This window comes from Brumimicrobium glaciale (genome assembly GCF_004152935.1).
GTDB classification, from domain to species: Bacteria; Bacteroidota; Bacteroidia; order Flavobacteriales_D; family Crocinitomicaceae; genus Brumimicrobium; species Brumimicrobium glaciale.
The window spans coordinates 106005-131015 of the sequence record NZ_SETE01000002.1; the positions used below are offsets into that span (position 1 = coordinate 106005).

Here is a 25011-nt window from a genome sequence, read left to right on the forward strand (position 1 = left end):
AAAAAAAATTAGAATTCTTACTTTTTCAAAAACTTCAAAGCTACTCCATTCTCAAATTTCAATAGATAAAGTCCTTTCGATAATCCTTCTATATTTATTTTATCACCCTCATTAGTTACAGTATCAAAAGCTTTAACTCCTAAAACAGTATAAACAGCAACGTTTTCTGAATTGGTAATTCCAGAAATTTGAATGTATTCGTTAGCAGGGTTAGGATAGAGATTGATATTTTGAATTTCCATATTGCTTTTTGTGCTTAGAAATAAAGAATCAGTATAGTCATATCTTACTCTATCAATAATATAAGCTGAATTGGTTTGTGTATCAAAACCATAGGTAGTATTGTTTAAAATTTTACTTACATAGGGAAAGGTTTCGAAAATATAATCTATTCCTGTTTTGTCCTTAAAAGGATGTTGATAATCTGAGAGCTGCGCCGTGAAGTCATAGTTGTATTGTGAATCAAAATCAAAATATCCTTCTTCAAAAGAGATTTCATTTAATAGATTCAAATTATTGTCGAAATCATAATTAACCTTTTCATATTCAACATATCCAGTTCCATCAAAAGACTCTGAAATAACACTTGAAATTTGATTATTTGAATTGTAAGAAAATAAAATTCGCCAAGATAATTCCCAATCCGTACCATTGTGATCTTCGATTATTACTTGATTTAACCTATTCCCTATATATGTCAAGGTAGATTTCTCTTTAAGATACCATTGATTTCCATTGTAATGACTTAATAGACTGGTCGCTAATTTTGTACCGTTATAGGTAAATTCCGTTTTTCCAGAAACAACATATTGACCGCTTGTATTCATCATTATGTCTAGAAATTGGGTCGGTAAACCGTTTGCATTATAAGTGTACTCAGTCTTACTGCCATCAAGATATTGTTGAACAATTCCGTTCCAACCTTTCCTCTTTTTTAATGTCACTTTGTTATCATTGTCATAGGTAAAAAAAAGTATATAATTTTTCGCCCAACTATTTCCTACCCAATCGTAGTTCGTTTCTTTAATAAGATTATCGTTGCTGTCATATTCATAGTTTTTCCCTCTTATTGTTTCATAAGATGAGCCATGATGTTTTTCATAAATTGATGATTCTATTTTATTTTGACCAAATAGGCTACAGGCTAGCATTGTAAATGAAAGGAGTAGTGTTTTCTTCATAATTATGGATTTTAAAAAGTGTTTTTAGTTTTTTAAAAACTTCTAAATCATTACTAATCTAGCTAATTAAATTCATTTCTGCTAGTTTTATCTTACAACTTTTTAATATCTCAAATTTCGCCTTTTTTAATCAAGTTCCTCAACGCATGTTTAATTATCCAAGTCCTTTCTTTACTCATATTTTCCACTTTCCAACTTTCAATAAGTTGAATTCCAATTTCTTTGTTGTCTTTTAAGATATCATTTATACAATTGGCCACCGATTTCTGAACGTATTTGGATTTATCATCTTTCAAATTATTCAATATTGGAAGTAGAGGCGCAGGATCTTTTATAAATAAATTAAGCTTTGTAGCCCAAGGTAATCTGGGTCTGCCGCTTTCACTCGCTAAACGCCTGATGTGTTTATTGGAATTCTTTGACCATTCTAGCATCTGCTCCATTGTTTTCTCAGGATTTGCTTCAATAAATGGACGAATCGCATATTCTCCAGTATTTCTCTTCGTAATTTCTTCAATTAAATGCATTGAAGTCTCGAAATCATTTAATCCATATTTCTCAACATATTTTGCAATTGGCATTATCCAATAATAATTGGTAAACATTCCAGTTTCTTGTTCATTTTCAGGGCCTAATATCTGAGATAGAATATTTGTATTTACATTGAATTCCTTTGTTAAATAATTGGCTAATTCATCCGCTATGACTTCTATTCGATCTTTTAATTCTAGATTTGGATTTTTTCATCTATTGCCATCACAAAAGATTTCTTATCGAATGTTGAATGAACAAATCCAATTTTATCTGCTAGCATTTCTGCTAAATCCTTATCAAACCAGTATTTAAGTTTTTTAAATGCCATTCTTAGTTTGTTTCATTTTTTTCTTCAAAATGCATTTTCAATCATTTCCTCAAATGATTTTTCTCTAACTACTTTCACAGATAAAAGGAGATTATGTAATAAGTTTTAAATCCATAAGGAGCTCTTTGATTATTCAACATCAATTGAGTCTGATTTCAAGGATATTTCATAATTAAATCGCAAAACTTTCAGGTGCCACAATGTTAAACTCTGTTCTGCAATGATGCTTTCATGATTTGGAGAAACAATTAACTTGTCTCGAAATGACATTAAGTATTGAGACCAAAGATTGCCTTTTGAGTCGGTGAGTAAAAAATAGAATCCAGCATCGCCAAATTTCCGTCCTGATGAATTCAAAATTAGCGCTCCCTTTTCGTCAACACTTGGCGTCATAATCACAGTAGCGTTTCCTTTGGGTAAAGGGAATACTGCTTTTACACAGGTATTTCCAGAAGGTAGCTTACAGGTGCTATAAACGCCAGAATACACTGTTTGACCACTGGATTTAATGGTTCTGAACCAAATTGTATGCTTCACAAGCTTTGTTTTGGGATCAACTAAGGTAATTATTTCACTGCTCAGTGCTTTTGAAGCATTTAAATTTCCAGTCGGAATGTTCAATTGGCTTATTCTACGGCTAAATAATTTATTGACGAGTACACCGAAAAATTTAAACAGAGGATTCCATTTAACAGATAATTTCAAGTTGTAATCTGCTGTCTTTTCATAAAAATCAATAACCTTTGTAGAAAGAGTATTGAACTCATTTTCTGACAAATTCAAATTCATAAAAGGAGAAATTAAACCATGAGAAGTTGTGTTTCTTTGGATGATTAAACCTTCAGATTTAGCGAATTGAACAATGAAATCGTCGGAAATAGAGCCTAAATCACCAAATGGACCCATTAACCAAGATTCTTCAACTGCATCAATTTTCTTACCCCACAAAATAACCCATTGTTGAGTAAACCAATCTTTTAAATTTTGCTTCGGATAAGCTAAACTCATTTGTTTACTTTTATAATTGGAATAATGTTTTTTCGGCCATCCCATTCGCCATGTTCCGACAATGATTTAAAACGAAGTGTAGTAAATTCAATATGAAAATCTTTCCTTTTTCTTTCTTTCATCGCTTTTATGTGACGTTCAGGCTGAGGAACAGAACTGTGCCCATGAACCATATCAGTCATTTCTTTCTGAGATTTCCAAACAGAGAATGTTGAAACTGTTCTAGGCAATTTAATTGAAGCCAAAGAAAGTGTACTACCAGGATGATCTCGAACCAATCGCTCAACTGGCCTTCCCCAATGAATAAATCGAGGAACTTGAAAAAGCTTCATTCGGGCAATTGTTACCGCAACAACAGGAGCACTTGGATCATTTAATTCATCATTTTCCATTGGAATTTTAAATCCTTCAAACTCTCCCCATTGACGTAAAAACTTCAATCTTGTGTGCCACCCTTTTGATAGAACTTTTCCAAATCCATCATTCTCTAAATAATTAAGTAAATCCTCTTCACTTTTCCATTGAGCAAAAACAATAATCTTTCGACTAAAAAATCGAGCAGGAGAGAGCACTTTTGAACCTAAAGTCATAAATGACATGCATTCAATATGAATTAAACCCGAAATATTCTTTGGCTGTGGAGAAAAAACAAGAATTCTAAACGCTTTGTAGTAAGATGTTTTCACAAGATGATAGGAGAATATACTCATTGAAAACGCTAATTAGTTGTTTCTGATTCTCAAATATAACACTATTTTATTTCTGTATCTTTGATTAGAGAAGTATAAACGGTAAATGATATGATTAAAAGTATACTATCGATGTATTTACAATTTGTATGATTATGGCCTTCTCAAGATTCGATTTAAAATGTTTCCATGTTCCTTTAATAGAAATTAAAAAGCATTCAATCCTAGGAATGAATGCTTTTCTCAAGTAAAACAATTATTTCTTTAAAAACTTCAACGCAGTTCCATCTTCAAATTTCAATAGATACATTCCATTGTTCAAACCTTTAATATCTAATTTTTCATTCTCATTTATAACAGAATCGAAAACCTTCATCCCCAAAACTGAATAAACAGAAACATTCTCGTGTTTTGAAATTCCTTTAACTTGAATAAAGTCATTGGCCGGGTTAGGGTAGAGGCTTACTTTTTGAATTTGTTGAATATTATCTGTACTCAACACAATATAGTCATTGTAATTGTACGTAGTCTTTTTGTCCTCCTTATATATCCCCGTTAATGTATCATATTTGAAAGTCGTTTCTTTTAAAATTTTATTCACAAATGGGAAATCTTCATACACATATTCGTTTGGTTTAATTCCTTGAAAAGGATGAGCATAATTCGCCATTTGAGCAGACAAGTCATAATCATATTCTATTTTAACATGCGCAGAATTTACATCACCAGCATATTTAGAAATGCGGTTAAAATTAGCATCTAGATTATAATTATATCTGTCAAATTCGGTCCAAACAGAATTAGTACTGGATTCGCCAATAAACTCCTCAACCCTATCATTAGCATCATATGATAAAATATACCTGTAATCATCTTTCCATTGCGTACCATCAAATGAAGTTAAATCCGCTTGGGTAAGATTGTTTCCTGTATAATTGTTGACTATTTTACTATCAAAAACCCACTGGTTTGAACTGCGATAACTGTGGTTTACTTGTGAAATATTTGAATTTACATGAGTGATGTCAAACTTTCTTATTTCCTTCCAATTAGATGCGTATTGGTTATAAACTATATGTTCAATTACTTCTCCAGATGAATTATAAAAGCTTTCACATTTTTCCCAATTTTCTAGTTGACCTAAAGTATTGTTCCAAACCATTGTAATTTCCTCAAAGATTTTATTTTCGGAATTGTAAGTATAGGTTGTTTTTCCAGAAACTTCGTAATCAGTTCCGCTCCACGAATAATAAGTAGCCGACGAAAGTTTATTATTAACGTACTCATAATCTACACCTCCTAACTTGTCCCAAGTTGAACCATTATACTCTTCATACACGGAGGATTTTAAACTGTTTTGACCGTACAAAGAAAAAGAAATCCCAGCCAAAATTAATAGTAGTAAATTTTTCATAATAGTATTTTTTAATGTTCACCAACAAAATTAGGACATTTATGGGAAGTATAAAAATTTTAATATCAGTAGTTTAACGATAAGTATACAAGTTTAAAGGTTCTTCTGTTTTAGGTCAGCATGTTATTAATTTTGATGAAAAAACCAAACTCTCCCTAGATTCTACCCCTCTCCCTGAGCGCTAGCTCTACTTCATCTCCCCACTAACCCCCAAACCAAACAACGCAAAGTCATATTTACAAGGATCACTTTCATCCATCTTTCTCAAATTCTCCATCAATTCTTCCAAGGCTTTCCAATCGTCTTGTTTTCTGGTGATTAATCCAAGTGTTCTGGCTACATTTCCGGTGTGTACATCAAGCGGAACATAGAGTTCGTTCATTTCAATAGAATTCCAAATACCAAAATCAACGCCTTTTTCATCTTTTCTGACCATCCATCTCAAGAACATATTCAATCTTTTGGAAGCTGAACCTTTCTCTGGATTAGCAATGTGCTTTTCGCTGCGTTTTTCATGGGGAGTCTCCATAAAAGCCTTGCGGAAGTTGATGATTCTTTGTTTAACGCCACTTTCATTCGGATTTAATGCAAACCAAGCTTCCAATGAATCATTCTTAGTATAGCAGTCTTTTAAAGCACGAAGAATAAAATCTAAATCGTCTGTATTAAAAGTCCGGTGAACAAAAGCTTTTTCGGAAAGCATTCCGGTTTCGTAGTTCATCACATAATCGAACGGAGCGTGATCCATGATTTCAATCAACTTATTTCCATTGTCGATAATCATCTTTCTTTTTCCCCAAGCGATTAACGCAACGATGAATCCGATGATTTCAATGTCTTGCTTTTTACGAAAACGATGGGGCAGAAGAACAGGATCGTCTTTAATGAAGTCGACAGTATTAAACTGTTCAACCTTTACATTAAGTAAGTCTGCTATTTCGCTGAATTTGAGTTTAGATAAATCTTCCATCAGCCATTTCTAGTTTGCGGTCAGAAATATCTGCGAGCTGCGTATTGTGTGTTACAATAATGAATGTTTGTCCGAAATTCTCACGTAAACTAAAGAACAATTGATGTAATTCTTCCGAGTTTTTCGTGTCCAAATTTCCTGAAGGTTCGTCTGCTAAAATCACTTTTGGACTGTTCATTAATGCACGGGCAACGGCAACTCTTTGTTGTTCTCCACCAGATAATGCAGAAGGTTTGTGATCGTCTCTATTTCTTAAATTTAAAAATGAGAACAATTCTTTAGCACGTTTCTCGGCAACACTTTTTTGATCTCCACGAATTAATGCAGGTAAAATAGCATTCTCAATCGCTGTAAACTCAGGCAATAGCTGATGAAATTGGAATACAAATCCAATGGATTCATTTCTAAATTGAGCCAATTGTTTTTGGGATAATTCGAATGGAAACTTCTCTCCAACTTGGTAAGATCCTTGGTCTGGATGTTCCAACGTACCCAAAATTTGGAGTAAAGTTGTCTTCCCGGCACCAGATGAACCAACTATCGAAATTAGTTCGCCTTCTTTAACAGAAATATCAATACCTTTGAGTACTTCAACTTGGTCGTATGCCTTGGTAATATTTTTGGCTTGAATCATAGGAGGACGAAAATAATATTTAATTTGTGTATAAACTGGAATTAACTTAAATTTGTTGACGAGATATGGAAAATTTTGAACAACAATATCCCCAAAAGCCGATTTTAATGAAACGGAAGAGCAGTGGTCACATCTCTGTGACTATTCTTTCTATGGTTATTTTCGCAATTACTTTTTCGCTAATTCTAGATGATTACTACCTGATAGCTATATTGTTAGGTGTTTTATTATTTCATGAATTAGGGCATTTTCTAATGATGAAATTATTCAATTACGAAGATCTCAACATGCTATTTATTCCATTTATGGGAGCGATGGTCTCTGGTCGAAAGAAAGAATATTCACAAGTTGAAAGTTCATTGATGGTGATTGCCGGACCTTTACCTGGAATTATTCTGGGTGCATTTCTTTTACTTTATGGTTGGGACGAACCTTCGTCTTTATTTATTCAGTTGGGAGTGATTCTTATTTTACTGAATGTCATGAATTTGATTCCAATTGACCCTTTAGATGGTGGACAATTAATGCGCATTTTATTCTTTAATAATTATGAATTTGCACAATTGATTTTTACTGCAGCTTCTTCGTTAGCTATTGCTGGAGTTGGATTGTATTTTAATTCATGGTTAATGATCATTTTCGGATTGTTACTCGGATTCCGAATTAAGAACAAGCACAAACTTTATTTGATTCGCAAGGACATGAAGGATGATGAAATTCAATATGAATCCAATTATGATGACATTTCAAACAAGACTTATTCTAGAATAAAACGCATAATCATTGAACATACACCTGTTTTAAACGATATAGAAGAACATAACCAAGAAGACAGATATAATCAAATCGTAGCCAAGCAAGTAGAAGGTGTTTTGTTTCCGCCAACAAAGAAAGATGCATCTGTATTTTTTAAAATATTTATGATGATTCTATGGGCTGGAGGAATTTTCCTTTCCGCTTATGCTGCTGCCTCAATCGAATTCAATTCAATAATCAATGCGTTTCAAAATAGGTGAAAAAGTTGGCTTCCTGAGGGAAGTTGGAGGAGGAATTGTGCAATCGTACAAAAATGATCAAATAGTTATTGTTGAAGATGAAACGGGTTTTGACCGCGAATTTTTAGTGGAAGATTTGAACTCAATTGTGGGTGATCAAAGTGATATTCTAAGCAGTAGTTTCGACATTAAGGATGTTATTGAAGAAACTGTAAGCTATGGCAAAGACCTTGGAGATATTACTAGAAATAAAGATTTTTGGGAAATCGATTTGCACACACATGTTTTAATGGAAAGCGAAAGAGGATTGAGCAATGGACAGTTATTGAGCCATCAATTGCTTGAATTCAAACGCTTCTTTAGAAAAGGAAGAGAAAAAGGGGTCCGCAAACTGGTCGTGATTCATGGAGTAGGTGAGGGCGTTCTTAAATCTGAAATCCGAAGCTTTTTGAATGGAAAAGAAGGAATAGAAGTTTATGATGCTGATTTCCGCAAATATGGAAAAGGTGCGACTGCCATTGAATTGTTTTATCGCTAATTATTCTTTGGTAAATAACGTCAAATACTTCGTTATGCTTGTTTATAATTACAATCACTTATAAACATAAGCTCATATAATTATAAACTTCACAAGCCTTGTCTTTAACGTTATTACATCAAAGACTAAATTGATATCTAAATTTCGTTATAAAACTATTAATTACAGTTAGTGTGGCCCACTAGGAACAAATTTTAAATTTCATTGTTATGTTAGAAATTCAAATAAAATCAACATCGTATAAATTTTAAAACAAAAACAAATCAATATGAAAAGTATAATTCTAGGACTATTATTAGCGAGCGCAGCATTCACATTCGCTCAAGAAAAAACAATCTACGATTACAAAGTTGAAACAATCGACGGAGAGATGATCAGTTTGTCTGAATACAAGGGTAAGAAAATCATGATTGTTAACACTGCTTCTAAATGTGGATTTACGCCGCAATATGAGCAATTGCAAGAACTTTATGAGGAATATGGAGGTGATGATTTCGTGATTTTAGGTTTTCCATCGAATGATTTTATGAAACAAGAACCAGGAAGTGACGAAGAAATTGCTGCATTCTGTCAAAAGAATTATGGCGTGACTTTCCCTATGATGTCGAAAATTTCAGTGAAAGACGATGATATGGCGCCATTGTATGCGTATTTAACTTCTGAGGCTCTGAATGGAAAAATGGACAGTAAAGTAAAATGGAATTTCCAGAAATATTTGATTGGAACAGATGGGAAATTGGACAAAGTGTACTATTCTAAAACACTTCCAACTGATCAGGAAATTATCGATTGGATAGAAAAGAAGTAAGATATATTCTTAATTAGGGTTAAACAAATTTTATAGTTCAAATAATTTGCGTTTTTCACTAATAATTCCTTAATTTTGGAGAGTTGGATTTGTTGCACCAACCGCAGATATTAATATCATGCACAACTAATACGCTTTTCGTAACTAAAAGCACAAAATATTTTATAAATATAAATGGGTAGATCGCAGGAATCGTTTAGTAAACGTGAGAAAGAAAAGAAAAAAGCAAAAAAGAAAAAGGATAAAATGGCCAAGAGAGAGTCTCGTAATGAAGACAACAATCAAGGCGGTTCTTTAGATGACATGATTGCTTATGTTGATGAATTTGGAAATTTATCCGATACTCCACCAGACGAAACTAAAGTCCGTGAAGAAATCGAAGCTGAGGACATCGTAATTGGTGTACCGAAGAAAGAAGATTCAGGTGAACCAGAAGTAAATGTTGGTACAGTTGCATTTTACGATAGCAGCAAAGGATTCGGATTTATTAATGACAATAACTCCGGAGAGAAATACTTCTTCCACGTAAACAACGTAACATTTGACATCAACGAAAACGACAAAGTTACTTTTGATATCGTCCGCGGTAGAAAAGGAATGGATGCTGTAAATGTTGCATTAGCTTAGTATCTTAGGTTTCTTTTTCCTAATATATAATATTGAAACTGTCTTAACACGAAGATTCGAAAGGATTTGGTGGTGAGGCAGTTTTTTTTGTTTGTAGAGCCACAATGCATTGTGGCTCTACAAACAAAAAAAACTGCTAACAATAAATGCTAGCAGCCTCTTCAAAATATATCATTAAAGTAAAATATCAGTTCAGAGCACCTCAAGATTCAAGACTCCTAACTCAATACTGTTCTAAGCTGTTTCTAAATCACGCTTTGACTTTCTATAAAGACAAGTTGTGAAAATCTTTCTTTTACCAAATCTAAATTGTTTGTCAGCATTGACAAATTTGATATACAAAGGTTTTGAAACTCCGAAATACTCATAAGTACTTCCGTTTGTAAATTCAACCTCTAATACCTGATTTTTCCAATTGAAATCAACAACACCACAAGTGTCCAGTATATGATCGTATTCAACCAAGTTATTTTCCTTTGTTGCTGGAGCAATACTGATTAAGAATTCATATCCTTGAGTAATCTCACGACTTTTCTCTTCAGCTTCTAAAGCTTTTTCATCCTGTTCCTGAAATTTATCTGGATGCCATTCCTTAACTAAAGAACGGTAAGTTTTCTTAAGTTCTGCTAAATCGATAGCCGATTCAACATTAAAAAGTTTTTTGTATTGTGTAATACGTTTCATTGTTTCAAATTAAAATGTGTGCAAAAATACGCACTTATTATTGAGTGACATAAGAAATAGAAGTTTTTTTTATAAAATGTGTTTTTTGACCGTTTTAGGGTGAGTTGAAAGGGGAGTGGTGGTGGTAAAGCAAGAAATGATTTAAGTCAAAGAAAACTATATAACTTAAGACTATTTTGAATAATGATATTTTTGATTATTCTTAAAATAATTTCTACTGGTGGAATGCTTTTCTTTAAAAATGTAAATTGTTAAAAATGTTTAATTAGAATTGGAAATAAAGGCGAAAATATGATTATTTTTGAATTTCAACTTAATAATTATGCAAAAAGGATTTTTCGCTTATGGTTCACAGATTGCTTCTAGTGGTGAATGCGTAGAAGAAGCTATTGAAATAATAAACAACCTAGATCATGGAGTTTTAATTAAATCTTGGAGAAATATCTTTATTAATGGGAGACCAATTATTTCTCAAATAATAAAAGAGATTGATGAAGCTGATTTCTTTTGTGCCGATTTAACAGGTTTAAATGATAACGTTCTTTTTGAACTAGGTTACGCCTTATCTAAAGGAAAGCCTCTATTCCTAATTAATGATAATACACAATTAGAATCCGTTCATAAGTATAAAGAATTAGGACTGTTAACCACAATAGGTTATCATTCATATACTAACACGAAAAACATTGTTGCGGGATTTGCAATTGAAAGACCATTTGATCCTATTGATAAATATTGGGAAGATTTAAAGTCTGGTTTAAATGATGATTTATCTCAAAAAGTAGTTCTCGCATTGAACAGCCAACATGATACAAATTTTAATTTAGAAATCGTAAATCAGTTAAACTTTTTTCGTTTTCCAAGTGTTGTTGATGATGCTTCAGAATCCGTTGTTCAATCTATAACATGGTACTTAGAACAGCTGTACTCTGTGCCAGCTGTTTTGGTTCAGTTTTCGTCTCAATCTAGAGCAGGTTATGAGACTCACAATTCAAAATGTTCACTCATATCAGGAATGGCTTTAGGGTTAGATTTAACTCTTCAAATGGTTGCAGAGAAACCATATTCAATTCCAATTGATTTTAAAGATTTATTAAAGAAATTTTCGAATCGTACAGAGCTTTCTGCAATTATTAAAGAATATTTAGAAAATCTTAAAGTCAGCGTAGCCGAATTACTCATTAGTAAAAGAAGGGTTGAATCGAAAAGAAAAAAAGAAAATGAATTACATAATCTTAATTTTGGAGAATCTATCGCTGAACACGAGAGTGATAAAGTTTTTGATTATTATATAGACAATCAGCATACTAAACAATTAATTAAAAATGAATATAATATTGTTGTAGGTCGAAAAGGAACAGGAAAGACCGCTACTCTGTACTATTTAAACGAATACTTGGGCCAAGATATACGTAATAATATCATCCTAATTAAACCAATAAATTTTGAGGTAGATGGACTCATATCATTGATGGAAGAGTCTAACAATGAATTTGAGAAGGGATTTTTAATAGAATCAATATGGAAATTTTTAATTTTCACAGAAATAGCCAAATATTTATATTATAAAGTTAATTCTAAACCTTTATATGCTCAGGATGATACAGATCGTGAATATTTAGCATTCATTCAGGCAAATGAATCGATATATCTTTCTGATTTTTCTACAAGACTTGAAGAACAATTAAAATTATTAAAGGAAAATAAAATCAGTAAAATTGGAGGAGGAAATAATAAAGAATTTCGTTTAAAAGTTTCAGAACTTCTTCATGATGCTTCAATAGCAGAAATGAAATTATTTTTTAGTCGATTGATTACGAAAAAAGAAAAATTAATTGTTCTAATTGATAATTTAGATAAATCTTGGAGAAAAGATTCAAAAATTGGAATCCTGAGCAAGTATTTATTAGGTCTATTAAGTGTTTCAGGAAGAATATTCAAAGATTTATCATATGTTAAATCTACCAATACTAATATCTCTTTTCATTTAACTATCTTTTTAAGAAGTGATATTTTTAAGGAGATTATCTCTTTTGCCAGAGAGCCAGATAAAATTGAAGTTTCTAGATTAAATTGGGAAGATCCAGAAAAATTATTTCGTATAATCGAAGACAGATTTGTGGAGTTAAGTAAGGGTGATTATAAGGAGTCTGATTTATGGGATAAATTTCTAACTGATAAAGTAAATGGAATTTCAACAAAAGAGTTTATTGCTGATTGTATTTTCCCAAGGCCTAGAGATATTATATATTTTATTAGGGCTTGCAAAGAAATGGCAATTTCAAGAGGCCATACAGTTATTGAAGAAAAAGACATAATTAGTGCACATGGAGAATATTCAAGTTGGGTGTTTAAAACACTTTTAGTTGAAAATGGAGTTTCATACAATCAGATGGAAGAGTTTATGTATGAAATGATGACTTGTAATCAAATACTCAAAAGAGAAGACATTGTTCAAATGATGAAGAACGTAAACTTTAATATTGATGAAAATAAAATCGATGAATTTATAGATCATTTGGTCAACTTAACAATCATTGGTCGAGAAATTAAAGTAGATAAGTACGGTTATGAACATGATGTAGACAAGGCTAAAAAGTTAAAAGTTTTAGCTAACAAAGTTCAAAATGGAAAATATAGAGTACATAATGCTCTTGTTCCGTACTTAGAATGTACTTAGTTATAATATTTATATTCAAATTGATTCTGAAATGAGCTAAATATCACTGTAATTCATATTATATCATTTATGTCTTATAATGTATTGCGTTATGTTTCTTAGCTTGGAGACCTGTTCGTCACAAAGTAACAAACAGGTAGACGGTTTCTTTATTTTGATGATGTTGTAAATAAACGTCATTGAACGGACACCTTGTTAAATGGAGCTTGCGGAGTGAAATGGGGAAGGAGTGGGAGTCAAAAATAGGTGATTGTTGCAGTTTTGCAATAGAGATATTAAGTATAAATGCTTATTGATATTGTAACTATCTTAGTTACCTTTATTTAAATTCTATTATTTCTCAACCGAGCTGTCAAAAATGCATATTTCAGAATTACATATTTTCCAGAAAGACACTGATGCTACTGAAGCATTAAGAGGATATAAATATCAAGAATTAAAGACCTTAGAAGCTTGGTTGAAAAATCGAGTGGAGAATAACGAAGAATTTATTTACTGCGACTTTGAAGAAGACATATTCCAAAGAAATTTAGTTGAATATAAATCAAAGTTCAGACAAATTAAACTTTACAATTCAAAAAACTTTTCATTTGCAAGCAATGAAATTAAAAAGACAATTAGCCATTTCTTTATGCTCTATGTGAAAGGGGAATATTTACACGATGAAGTTAGTTTTATTTTTGAAACTAATACAGGTATAGCAGGCGCATATACTGGAAATGATGCAGAATTACTTAGAGAATGGCATGAGAAACAAGATGACCTTAGTCAAGAATTACTCGAGAAGATCGCCTCCAAAATTAAATCAGTTGTATTTGATGCATTGGAGGCAGATATTTATTCTGAGAAAAACACAGAGGTCTTAGCCGCTAAGAAGCAAATAAAGGATAACTTACAGAGTAAAGGTGAAGAAGTCTGGAAAGACTTCTCTAAAAAAATTGGATGGGACTTCTTGAATATTACTGCTGAAGAAGAGATGAACAACTGTTCAGCTAGAATCTTTGACTTCATAGGTCAACTACCATATCCCATTAGTAAAGATGATTACAATATTGTATTCTCTAGCTTATTAAGAGAAGTGGGAGAGAGATCAATTGAATTGGTTGGTGAGAATCGAGTTCTCTCCAATGAGCTAATTAATGATATACTTTTGAACTTAGGAGATACGGCGGATAAAAGATATAATCAAATCTATAAGGAATGGAAAGAAGTTTCATCTATTCAATCCTTCCTAGTAGGAGAGTTTTACGAAGTAATAAGTGGTGCTAATCACTGTGCTAGAAGTAAATATCTTGAACAACATTCAGCTCATTGGATAAGTTTGATAGAGCAATACATTAATTCCGCAGTTACTCCTGAGATGTTCAAGTGCGATGCTTTGTATCAATACATTTGGCTTAAGGTTAGACCAAGGTTTGGCCCTAATCCAATGAACTCTATTGAGGGTGAAGAGCTTAGAGTTAAGGAGTTCTTTGAACGCTCATTAAGTTATGATAGAACAATTGATTTTGAGCATCTTTTGAATATTCTAAACCTACTCCTTCCAGCAGTTAAGATGTCGAATTTGGATATTGACAACTCTCAGGTCCAAGAGTGGGAAGCTAGCCTTGAAGAAAAAATAACTAATGAAATTTCAACTATTGCGAGTTACAACAAAAAATGCGCGTTGTTTGAAATCACGGCTTTCTTCGACTTTTACAAAAGACTGAGATACCCTGAGGATGTTAGTATGGACAAGGTTAAAGAATCATTCGATCAGATTCTTGAGCACTTGCCGAATGCTGAATTATTTTCGGTATCACAATTAAGTTGGAGAATTGATTCTATTGTCGAGATGCTTAATTCGGTGTCGAGTGACTCTGACGAAATCGAGGTTTTCGAAGAGTTTGGAAATCAATTATTGCCTATTGTCGGAGAAAGAGAAGGTGATTTCAGTATGGCAAAGAGATTCTCCCAAAAAGGACTTTCTTTTCTCCAGAGTAAGAAGCCTGAAAACATTTTAAAGGCTCTCGATTATTTCCATAAATCAAAGAGACTTTGGTACAAAGATGAAACGATGGAAGGATTCCTTCTGGCTGTACTCAATATTTCTCAACTCTACCTTTCGATAGGAATGTACTCAGCTGCTAAATATTATGCTATGAGCGCTGCATGGTATCCAATGACTCAAGATAATCCTGATCATTATAAAAGAACGTCACAAGCAATGGGATTGGTAATTCACGCAGACATACTACAAGGTGCATGGATGGCTGTTTTAGATGACTTTAAAGTATTTGCTTGGAGTTGGCAACAATTTAGCTCTCAGGAAACTGGAGCGACTGAAAATGAAGATTTTTGGAAACCAATTTTTGAAACTGCCACAGTCCTAATGGAATCAGTAGAAAGATCGCCTCAACTTGATGGGTTCATTGAGTTTTATAAAGAAGGAAGCGTAAAAGAGTTCTATGATCAGTTCGTTAAACCTATTAATGACGAACTAACTAAAAGAATTTCTGAAACAGGTGGATTAAATAAACAGCTAGTTCGCACCCCTTTAAAGGATTTAGGCGAAATGAGAGAAATTGATTGGAAATGTTTTGGGTCTCAATGGAGCGTTCGTTTTAAAAATGACTTCGAAAATACAGTCGTTGCTGAGGAATTTGTTGCTGTATTACAAATTTTACTTGCTGAAATTGCTCTTACTAAAACGGATTTATATTTAGTTCCAAAGGAAGTGGTTCTTAACTTGGAAATTGGAGATAACATAGAAGTTGAACAAGACTTGGATAGTGACGGATTAGAATGGAATATTAGCCTGAAATCCATTAACCATCATGATATCCAGGAATTACGCGGACATAGTTCAATTCTCATAGCCAAGATTTGGAGTGTAATTAATGAAATAAGTTTACTCCCTCAAAAAGATCTTCAAGGTTATTTGCAATCCAGAATGCAGGAACATGACTTAATCAGTAAACTTTTCATTTTAACGAGTTATCAAAACTGCTTTAGAGATTTAATACTTGAAAGTGAGTTTAATGAATCACAAAGAAACAACTTTACAGATCATTTGGAATTTATTTACTATAAAGAACACCTGGTCTTCACTGAGGATAATTTGGTCTCGGATAGATACAATAAAGAAAAAAGTCTACAATGGATAAAGAATCGCTATAAAAGAGCGAGTCATTTGACTAACTTGACTCTTGATAGAATTAAAGAGGAACAAGATTTTATTGATTTTGTGAAAGAGCAAAGACAAAAAGGAGCATTGGATTGGCAAATTGTTATGGCTTTAATGAATACCATTATTGATTATAAAGCCAAAATAGCACTCAAATATTTATCAACTGAAGATCCGAATTTCCATCGTAAAATAAGAGATAAATTTCTTGAGTTGATGAAGATTCCAGAGAAAGACAATTATATCGAAATTCCAGTGTCCAAGATAATCGAAAACATGAAAATTCATTTGGTAGCAACACCGATTCAAGTTCTTGAGAGTTTTAATTTACAACACAAAATTCATCGATTTATAACTACAGAAGTAGTAACAGAAATGCTGAATAAGAAGTTTAATTTTAATGTGGACGATATTCCAGAACTAAGTCCGTTGGATTGATAATGCAAATAAATGTAAAGCATGAAAGACTTCAAATTCAACCCAGTAATGCAGGTCGTGCATTATACTTTTGAAAAAAGTGCTAATGTCAATCTAGAAAATGGATTTCTTAATTCAATTAAAGAAATTTGTGAAGGAGTTTCAGGAATTAACTTCAAACTAATCTGTGGCAATACATTGTCTTATAATTAATATTATGTTAAATAGAATAATCTAAAACTCCAAACTATACTTTAATCATCCATATTTGAAAATATTAAACAATTAAATAGATAGTCTTCTCCTTCACTTACTAAAACAATAGAATTCTAAAGAACTTGCCTTTTTCTAGAATAATGAACAACACGTATTAATCAACCAGTTCCTTAATATTTATCTAATTAAATTAACCATTCCTTTACTCATTTGGCCAGTTGAATTAGTTATTCCTTTGAATCTTACAATCCAAATATAAACTCCTTCTTCAACCATACGATTATCATAACTTCCATCCCAGCCAATTTCCGCATTATTTGATTCGAAAATTATTTCTCCCCAACGATTATAAATTTGCAATTGGTAGTTCATAGGATCAAATTCTGATGTGAAAATTGGTTTGAAATTATTATTAAATTTATCTCCATTTGGTGTAAATGCGTTAGGAATAAAATAATCGAGTTTCTCTTCAGTAATCAGTTCAAATTGTGCTGTGTCAGAACATCCATTTTCGTTTAAAGCTATTAAAGTTATCATGAATGAATCTCCATTTGATGCTTTAAAAGTATGAAAAGCATTAAAATTATTTTCTTTTGGTGAATCATCTCCAAAATCCCAAGTAAAGTTATTCGCGTAACTTGACTCATTAGTGAAATTTACATCAGGTTCACCAATTGGAATTGTAATTGGATCAGTTGAAAATTGAGTTATTGGATTAGGCATAACTTCTATATAATTCGCTTTAGAATTACTCGCTACACACCCATTTTCGTCAGTTACAGTCAGTGTTACACTATATATACCAGCAGAAGTATATAAATTTGAAGCCGAATTCATTTGATTACTCGTGTTTCCATCTCCGAATTCCCATAAACAATCAACTAAAGTTGTATTCGAAGTAATATTGAAATTGACAAGATGAGATTCGCAACCTTTTAAAAAGTCTGCTGTAAAATTGGTTGACGGTAAATTGTTTACTTCAATTTCAATCTGATCTGTATATAAACATCCTTCTACTGTGATTGCGTTGTAAATATATATTCCTTCCATCATTGATGCTGGATCAAAAGTCCCAAGGTTTCCTCCTGTTAAAGTTGAAGCACCTGTCCAAGTTCCATTGTTAGCTGGGTTCCCTCCTAGCTGATCAAATAAATTCAATGTTGCAGAATTATCACATAAATTAATCGTGTTGTTATTTCCAGCGTTTCCAGTTGAATTAATGTTTACCGTGACAGTTGAACTTTCTTGACATGTTCCAGTTCCAACAGTATAAGTGTAAATTCCAGCGTTCATTGTTGTTGGATTAAATGTTCCAAGATTTCCACCAGTTAAAGTTGAAGCACCTGACCAAATTCCATTATTATCAGGATTTCCTCCAAGCTGATCAAATAAATTCAATGTTGCAGAATTATCACATAAATTAATCGTGTTGTTATTTCCAGCGTTTCCAGTTGAATTAATATTTACAGTGACCGCTGAACTTCCTTGACATGTTCCAGTTCCAGCAGTATAAGTGTAAATTCCAGCGTTCATTGTTGTTGGATTAAATGTTCCAAGATTTCCTCCTGTTAAAGTTGAAGCACCTGACCAAATTCCATTATTATCAGGATTCCCTCCTAATTGATCAAATAAATTCAATGTTGCAGAATTATCACATAAATTAATCGTGTTGTTATTTCCAGCGTTTCCAGTTGAATTAATATTTACTGTGACCGTTGAACTTTCTTGACATGTTCCAGTTCCAACAGTATAAGTGTAAATTCCAGCATTCATTGTTGTTGGATTAAATGTTCCAAGATTTCCACCAGTTAAAGCTGAAGCACCTGTCCAAGTTCCATTATTAGCAGGGTTCCCTCCTAGTTGATTAAATAAATTCACTGTTGGAGAAGTTGAACAAATATTCAAGTTTCCATTTGAACCCGCGTTGGAAGAACTGCAGTTAACAGTCACATCATCAATTCTCCAGTATTCGGATCCAGCCCAAGTTTGAACAGAAATTCTAATTTGTAAATTACTTCCAGTATTCGGAATACAACCGGTTGAGTAGGTCATCAATGGAGTATCGTCAGACGCAACGACATTTATATTACCACAAGCACCACTACAATAAGATGAATTACTAGGGTCAACCCATCCATTTCCATCGATATTGTATTGAAAACGAACCCAATCCACAGAATTGCAACCCGTTCCACAACCTTCCATCGATCCAACACTTTCTATACTGAAATCAATTTCTATGTTATTGCAATTTGAAATATCAATAGGTGAGGTAGTTTCCCAAATTGCCTCTCCATTGGTGTCATTACCTTCAAAAACGCCAGCTTTAACTTCCCAATAATCCCCCGACAAACATGTTGGACATGAGGATGACCAATTTATTCCATTTGCAGTTCCAGATGTTGTTCCGTCTGCACTGTTAAATGATTCTTGAAATATGATTTGAGCATTGAGATTCGTTATGGAAGAGAAAATAATAATGGTATATATTACCATTATCAAAAACCTTCTATTGTAATCTATTTGAATTTTCATAAACTTAAAATTATTGGATCGCACGAATTTAAAATGAAACAAAATTGTCCTGATTTATGAATTTATGTTCCGTCATTGCGCAAAGAAATAGTTTTTACTTCAAGTTGTTATTAACACTATATTATTAAATAAACTATTTGTCATATTCTCGCAGAATTGTTTTTTTTTCTAACCACATATATTTATGTTTTACGACTTAATTTGGTATTCCACGAGTTGTTTTATGTCTTATCAAGAGAACCTAAAACTGCAAGTGAATTAAAAAAATATTTATCAATTAAAATATTCTTAAATGAATTTGGTTTAATTGAAAAGATTCCAAATCGCAATGCGATAAGGAATCTCTTTTAATAACAACATATTAAGTCTTCTATGGGTATTAAATATAATGTTCTTTATTTCTCATCTTTATCATCTGGCGAACTAAACAAATCCCATTCTACTTGCTGTGATGGTTTATCCTTAATTGGTCTTCTTGACAAACTTCTTTTACGAGCTTCGGGTTTTGGCGTTTCTTCTTCCTTAGGTTTATACTCATTTGTTTTCTGCTTAGGTACCGACTTTTCTTTTAATTCAGTTTTCTGAACCTGATCTTCTTTCGCTTCAGGTTTTTCCTTAACCGCTTCGGAATTTGATCCTTTATTAACCATCGAATCTTCCTTTATTATGGAATCCTTCTTCGCAGAATCTACTTCTTCCTTGATATTTTCTTTTACCGCCTTAGTTTTAACCTTTTTAACTTTCTTAACCGTTTTCTTCTTTTCTGAAACTGGCTTTTCTTTTACATTTCCACCATCTGATTTTGGTGCGTCGTTCTTTGGAGAATCGCCATCATCATCACCGTCATCATCGTCATTTTCCTCAGAATCTTCATCATCAGCGTCTTCGTCGTCATCGTTATCTTTAGTGATATCGGTATCTTCAGAGTCATCTGAATCATCATCCTCATCGTCGTCTTCGTCTGAATCGTCGTCGTCAGTGTCATCTGTAGCATCATCTTCATCACCTGGCCAAGGTGTTTTACCTTGTATAGGATGTGTTAATTCAATCTCCTTGGTTTTCATCTTTTCTAACTGATTACCAAGTGATTTCATTCCTTTCACATCAATAAATTCATCTAAACGCACTATTCTGTCCGGCAAATGTTTCGTTGCTTTCAGTAGTTTATTGTAAACGATTTTCACTTCTGGCTGATATGCTGTTGAAACTGCATCTAAATGTGAACCTTCTGTCTCACTGATAAATGGAACTCGACGGTCTGTTGTTACTTCACAAACAAATCTTTTAGCATAATGCATGTCTTTTTCTGCATCATAATAAACTGCAGAAAGTGCGTGTTCTGGATTCCATTTCTCAATGTGAATCATGTCATCGTCAAAATGCGTTGTTAAATCAAAAGTAGACAAACGGTATTCTCCATTCTTATATAAGGTCAAAATCTTATCGTCTCCTCTAAACTGACCAAGGAATTTTCCTCTTTGATCATCATTTAAACGTCCAACGATTTCGTCGTACCAGATTTTACGCGCTGCAAGTGTTGAACCTCCAACTTCTTTCTGAATAACTTTAGAAACTGTTTCTTTACTTACGATATTTCCTTTCGCAGAACGACTTTTTATAATTTGCTCCCCTAAATCTAAGTCAAAACGTAATTTTTTCAAATGTGTTCTTGCTCTTAAATTTATAGTAACTACTTCTCTTTCCCCATTTTTATGCGCTGAGAAATAAAGTAAAGTTGAACCTTTTTTACCCGTCGTTAAATCATATTCTTTATCTCGGGTAATGGAATTCACGAAGAAACGCTTCATAAATGCGTGTCCAGTCTTACCGTCTTTGTAGATCACATGATAAATTGTACGCTTATCCCCTCTTTTCCAGACGGCAGCATGCACAATTCCTTTACCGACAAATTTCTTATCCGCGACTTTGGTAATCATCATTTTACCTGTATCGAAAAAGATAATTACATCATCAATTTCAGAACAGTCTTCAATATATTCAGCTTTTTTCAGCTTATATCCAACAAATCCCTCTTTGTAATCCACATACAATTTCTCGTTTGCGATAATTACTTTCGAAGCATTGATATTGTCGAATACTCTAATTTCTGTTCTTCTTTCTTTTCCTTCACCAAAACGTTTTTTCAAATCCTTGAAGTAATCTACTGAGAAGTCAATAATGTTTTTAATATTATTAATTACAACAGTTAATTCCTCTTCAATCTTAGAAATAATCTCATCTGCTTTGAATTTATCAAACTTGGAAATACGCTTTATCTTGATTTCCGTTAAGCGAATGATATCATCTCTGGTTACTTCTCTTTTTAAATGTTTAGTGAATGGTTTTAATCCATTTTCAATTGCAGAAAGAACGCCTTCCCAGGTTTCCTCCTCTTCAATTAGACTATAGACTTTATTTTCAATGAATATTCTTTCCAACGAACTGAAATGCCATTGCTCTTCTAGTTCCTCTTTGCGAATTTCAAGTTCACGCTTTAATAAGCGAACTGTGTTGTCAGTATTGTCTTTTAAGATTTCGCTCATTCCCATGAAGCGAGGTGTATCGCCATCAATTACAGTCGAGTTTGGAGAAATAGAAACCTCACAATCTGTAAAAGCATAAAGCGCATCAATCAATTTATCTGGCGAAACATTACTCGCTAAGTGAATCATGATTTCAGCTTCAGCAGCGGTATTGTCATCAATCCTGCGAATTTTAATTTTCCCTTTATCGTTGGCACGTAAAATAGAATCAATTAAAGACGAAGTATTCGTTCCAAAAGGAATTTCTGTAATCGTTAATGTTTTGTTGTCAATCTTATTGATTTTCGCACGAACTCTGACTTTTCCACCACGTAAACCATCGTTATAGTTAGTGAAATCAGCCATCCCTCCTGTTAGGAAATCAGGAAAAAACTCAACTTTCTTTCCACGTAAATGGTTAATCGAGTTATCAATTAATTCAATAAAGTTATGTGGTAAAATCTTACAAGCCAATCCAACTGCAATTCCTTCAGCACCTTGAGCAAGTAATAATGGGAATTTCATCGGAAGATCTTCCGGTTCCTTATTTCTACCATCATAACTCGTAAGCCATTTGGTAGTTTTTGCGTTAAAAGCAACGTGTAAAGCAAATTTAGATAATCGGGCCTCAATATAACGTGGAGCAGCTGCACCGTCACCAGTCAGCGTATTACCCCAGTTTCCTTGCATGTCAATTAGCAATTCTTTTTGTCCCAATTGAACCAAAGCATCACCAATTGAAGCATCTCCGTGCGGGTGAAACTTCATGGTATTTCCGATGATATTCGCTACTTTATTGTAACGGCCATCTTCCAATTCCTTCATGGAGTGAAGAATTCGGCGTTGCACAGGTTTTAAACCATCATTTAACCCAGGAACAGCACGTTCAAGGATTACATAAGATGCATAATCTAGAAACCAATTTTCATAAAGTCCATCCAGTGAAATGATATTCTCATCCACCTTTTTGATTCCATTTACATCACTGTTATCATCATTGATTTCGTCATTGGTTTCTTCATTTGTATCATCATTTTCAGAACCTGGAACATCCTTGTTCTCTTCGTCTTCATGATTATTATCTTCCGCCATATTTTATGATGCTTTTTCTATTTTTTCTTTATCATTTTTGATTTCCTCCCCAATGTCTTTCTCAACGCGGAGATTATCAATAATGAATTCTTGTCGTGTTGGTGTGTTTTTACCCATATAGAAAGAAAGAACTTCTTCAATTGAAGCGCCTTTGCTTAACATAACAGGTTCCAAACGAATATCTTCTCCGATAAAATACTTGAACTCATCAGGAGAAATCTCCCCAAGTCCCTTAAATCGAGTAATTTCAGATGTTTTCCCCAATTCCTCTAATGCATTTCTACGTTCTTCCTCAGAATAACAATACCTCGTTTTTTTCTTAGTTCGAACTCTAAACAATGGAGTTTGAAGCACATAAACGTGATTTCGTTTGACTAAATCCGGGAAGAAGCGCAAGAAGAATGTCAACAATAACATACGAATGTGCATTCCATCGACATCGGCATCTGTTGCAATTACAATCTTGTTGTATCTCAAATTGTCCATGTCATCCTCAATGTCTAAGGCGGCTTGAACAAGGTTAAATTCTTCGTTTTCGTAAACAACTTTCTTCGTTAAACCATAAGTATTTAAAGGCTTACCTCGTAAACTGAAAACCGCTTGGGTATTCACATCTCGCGATTTGGTAATCGAACCAGAAGCTGAATCTCCCTCAGTGATGAACAAAGTTGTTTCATCGCGTCGGTCATGCTTTAAATCGGTTAAATGAACACGACAATCACGTAATTTCTTGTTGTGTAAATTCGATTTTTTCGCTCTATCACGGGCAATTTTACGAATTCCGGAAAGTTCCTTGCGCTCTTTTTCAGATTGCTTGATTTTACTTTCTAGAATATCAGCCGTTTGTGTATTCTTATGAAGGTAATTGTCAAGATTTGTTTTCAGGAAATCATTAATGAAAGCACGCATTGACTTTCCTCCTGGTTCAATTTCTTGAGAACCTAATTTTGTTTTTGTTTGAGATTCGAAAATTGGCTCAACAACCTTTACAGCAACAGCAGCAACAATCGATTGACGAATATCTGAAGACTCGTAATTCTTTCCGTAAAAATCCTTGATTACACGTGCTACAGATTCTCTAAAAGCACTGTGATGCGTTCCTCCTTGCGTTGTGTGCTGACCGTTTACGAAAGAATAATAATCCTCTCCGTAAGTTCGACCATGCGTAAAAGCCACTTCAATATCGTGCCCTTCTAGGTGAACGATTGGATACAAAGGATCACCATCTTGGTTGTTTTCTAATAAATCTTTAAGTCCGTTCTTTGATTCGAATTTCTCGCCATTCAAATAAATAGCAAGTCCCCTATTCAAATAACAATAATTCCAAATCATCTTCTCGATGTATGGAATTTTAAAAGCGAATTTCTTAAATATTTGTTCATCTGGATAAAACTCAACAAAAGTTCCGTTGCGTTCCTCCGTTTTTTCCATTTTAGGGTCTTCTGTCAATACTCCACGCACAAACGAAGCACTTTTCAAGTCTCCTTCACGTACAGAATAAACCTTGAAATGACTACTCAAAGCATTTACAGCTTTGGTACCTACTCCGTTTAGACCAACAGATTTCTTAAAAGCTTTGGAGTCATATTTCCCTCCGGTATTTATTTTTGAAACAACATCAACCACCTTTCCCAATGGAATTCCACGACCGTAATCACGAATCGTAACCATTCCATTCTTGGTTTTGATGTCAATTCGTTTTCCATTCCCCATCACGAACTCATCGATACAGTTATCGATAACCTCTTTCATGAGGATGTAAATCCCATCATCGGCAGAAGCTCCGTCCCCCAGCTTTCCAATATACATCCCTGGACGCAAGCGGATATGCTCCTTCCAGTCGAGTGAACGTATATTATCTTCTGTATAATTATTCTCTTGAGCCATATTTGTAACGCGAATTTTTGAGTATGCAAGCAAATATACTATCTATTTCTTAGTATTTTAGCACCTTTACGTTAAGGTTATACACG

The 25011-nt window shown here is 33.3% G+C and carries 19 protein-coding genes; 7 read left to right on the forward strand and 12 right to left on the reverse strand.

Annotated features, from left to right (window positions below):
• Window positions 1-17: 17 nt before the first annotated feature.
• The 8 genes from ERX46_RS04185 to ERX46_RS04215 form a co-directional block, all read right to left on the reverse strand.
• Window positions 18-1181 (reverse strand): T9SS type A sorting domain-containing protein, encoded by a 1164-nt coding sequence (locus ERX46_RS04185; protein WP_130092590.1) that lies wholly within the window; start codon window positions 1179-1181, stop codon window positions 18-20.
• Window positions 1182-1291: 110 nt separating this feature from the next.
• Window positions 1292-1786, reverse strand: a complete 495-nt coding sequence (locus ERX46_RS04190) for a DNA alkylation repair protein (protein WP_207214118.1) — start codon at window positions 1784-1786, stop codon at window positions 1292-1294.
• Between the two features lie 122 nt (window positions 1787-1908).
• Window positions 1909-2043, reverse strand: a complete 135-nt coding sequence (locus tag ERX46_RS17765) for a hypothetical protein (protein ID WP_262708078.1) — start codon at window positions 2041-2043, stop codon at window positions 1909-1911.
• 129 nt (window positions 2044-2172) lie between these two features.
• Window positions 2173-3051, reverse strand: coding sequence for a hypothetical protein (locus tag ERX46_RS04195; protein WP_130092591.1), 879 nt, complete (start codon window positions 3049-3051; stop codon window positions 2173-2175).
• Complete coding sequence (locus ERX46_RS04200; protein WP_130092592.1) at window positions 3048-3761, reverse strand: hypothetical protein; 714 nt, start codon at window positions 3759-3761, stop codon at window positions 3048-3050. The genes ERX46_RS04195 and ERX46_RS04200 overlap by 4 nt, the downstream gene beginning before the upstream one ends.
• 235 nt (window positions 3762-3996) lie before the next feature.
• On the reverse strand, window positions 3997-5154 hold the full coding sequence (locus ERX46_RS04205; RefSeq protein ID WP_130092593.1) for a T9SS type A sorting domain-containing protein: 1158 nt from the start codon (window positions 5152-5154) through the stop codon (window positions 3997-3999).
• Window positions 5155-5341: 187 nt separating this feature from the next.
• Complete coding sequence (locus ERX46_RS04210; RefSeq protein ID WP_130092594.1) at window positions 5342-6124, reverse strand: TIGR02757 family protein; 783 nt, start codon at window positions 6122-6124, stop codon at window positions 5342-5344.
• On the reverse strand, window positions 6108-6758 hold the full coding sequence (locus ERX46_RS04215; protein ID WP_130092595.1) for an ABC transporter ATP-binding protein: 651 nt from the start codon (window positions 6756-6758) through the stop codon (window positions 6108-6110). The genes ERX46_RS04210 and ERX46_RS04215 overlap by 17 nt, the downstream gene beginning before the upstream one ends.
• 107 nt (window positions 6759-6865) lie before the next feature.
• On the opposite strand from ERX46_RS04215, the gene ERX46_RS04220 reads away from it, so the two are divergent.
• The 4 genes from ERX46_RS04220 (at window position 6866) to ERX46_RS04235 (ending at window position 9726) form a co-directional block, all read left to right on the forward strand.
• Window positions 6866-7774 carry a site-2 protease family protein gene (locus ERX46_RS04220; protein WP_130092596.1) on the forward strand — a complete coding sequence of 303 codons (909 nt, stop codon included), beginning with the start codon at window positions 6866-6868 and terminating at the stop codon, window positions 7772-7774.
• Complete coding sequence (locus ERX46_RS04225) at window positions 7755-8291, forward strand: Smr/MutS family protein (RefSeq protein WP_130092597.1); 537 nt, start codon at window positions 7755-7757, stop codon at window positions 8289-8291. Before ERX46_RS04220 ends, ERX46_RS04225 begins: the two co-directional genes overlap by 20 nt.
• A 268-nt stretch (window positions 8292-8559) precedes the next feature.
• On the forward strand, window positions 8560-9099 hold the full coding sequence (locus ERX46_RS04230; RefSeq protein ID WP_130092598.1) for a glutathione peroxidase: 540 nt from the start codon (window positions 8560-8562) through the stop codon (window positions 9097-9099).
• Between the two features lie 174 nt (window positions 9100-9273).
• Complete coding sequence (locus tag ERX46_RS04235; RefSeq protein ID WP_130092599.1) at window positions 9274-9726, forward strand: cold-shock protein; 453 nt, start codon at window positions 9274-9276, stop codon at window positions 9724-9726.
• Window positions 9727-9960: 234 nt separating this feature from the next.
• Here ERX46_RS04235 and ERX46_RS04240 read toward each other — a convergent pair whose 3' ends face one another.
• Entirely contained in the window at window positions 9961-10410 is a 450-nt protein-coding gene (locus ERX46_RS04240; RefSeq protein WP_130092600.1) for a KTSC domain-containing protein, read from the reverse strand.
• Window positions 10411-10732: 322 nt separating this feature from the next.
• Between ERX46_RS04240 and ERX46_RS04245 the strand changes: the two genes are divergently transcribed.
• The 3 genes from ERX46_RS04245 (at window position 10733) to ERX46_RS17460 (ending at window position 16886) form a co-directional block, all read left to right on the forward strand.
• Complete coding sequence (locus tag ERX46_RS04245) at window positions 10733-13090, forward strand: P-loop ATPase, Sll1717 family (protein ID WP_130092601.1); 2358 nt, start codon at window positions 10733-10735, stop codon at window positions 13088-13090.
• A gap of 358 nt (window positions 13091-13448) precedes the next feature.
• Window positions 13449-16694 (forward strand): hypothetical protein, encoded by a 3246-nt coding sequence (locus ERX46_RS04250; protein ID WP_130092602.1) that lies wholly within the window; start codon window positions 13449-13451, stop codon window positions 16692-16694.
• Between the two features lie 21 nt (window positions 16695-16715).
• Window positions 16716-16886, forward strand: coding sequence for a hypothetical protein (locus ERX46_RS17460; protein ID WP_165366146.1), 171 nt, complete (start codon window positions 16716-16718; stop codon window positions 16884-16886).
• A gap of 180 nt (window positions 16887-17066) precedes the next feature.
• On the opposite strand, the gene ERX46_RS04255 is transcribed toward ERX46_RS17460, so the two are convergent.
• The 3 genes from ERX46_RS04255 to ERX46_RS04265 form a co-directional block, all read right to left on the reverse strand.
• Window positions 17067-19424 (reverse strand): PKD domain-containing protein, encoded by a 2358-nt coding sequence (locus tag ERX46_RS04255; RefSeq protein ID WP_130092603.1) that lies wholly within the window; start codon window positions 19422-19424, stop codon window positions 17067-17069.
• A gap of 395 nt (window positions 19425-19819) precedes the next feature.
• On the reverse strand, window positions 19820-23038 hold the full coding sequence (locus ERX46_RS04260; protein ID WP_130092604.1) for a DNA gyrase/topoisomerase IV subunit A: 3219 nt from the start codon (window positions 23036-23038) through the stop codon (window positions 19820-19822).
• A 3-nt stretch (window positions 23039-23041) separates the two neighbouring features.
• Complete coding sequence (locus tag ERX46_RS04265) at window positions 23042-24925, reverse strand: DNA topoisomerase IV subunit B (protein WP_130092605.1); 1884 nt, start codon at window positions 24923-24925, stop codon at window positions 23042-23044.
• Window positions 24926-25011: the final 86 nt, after the last annotated feature.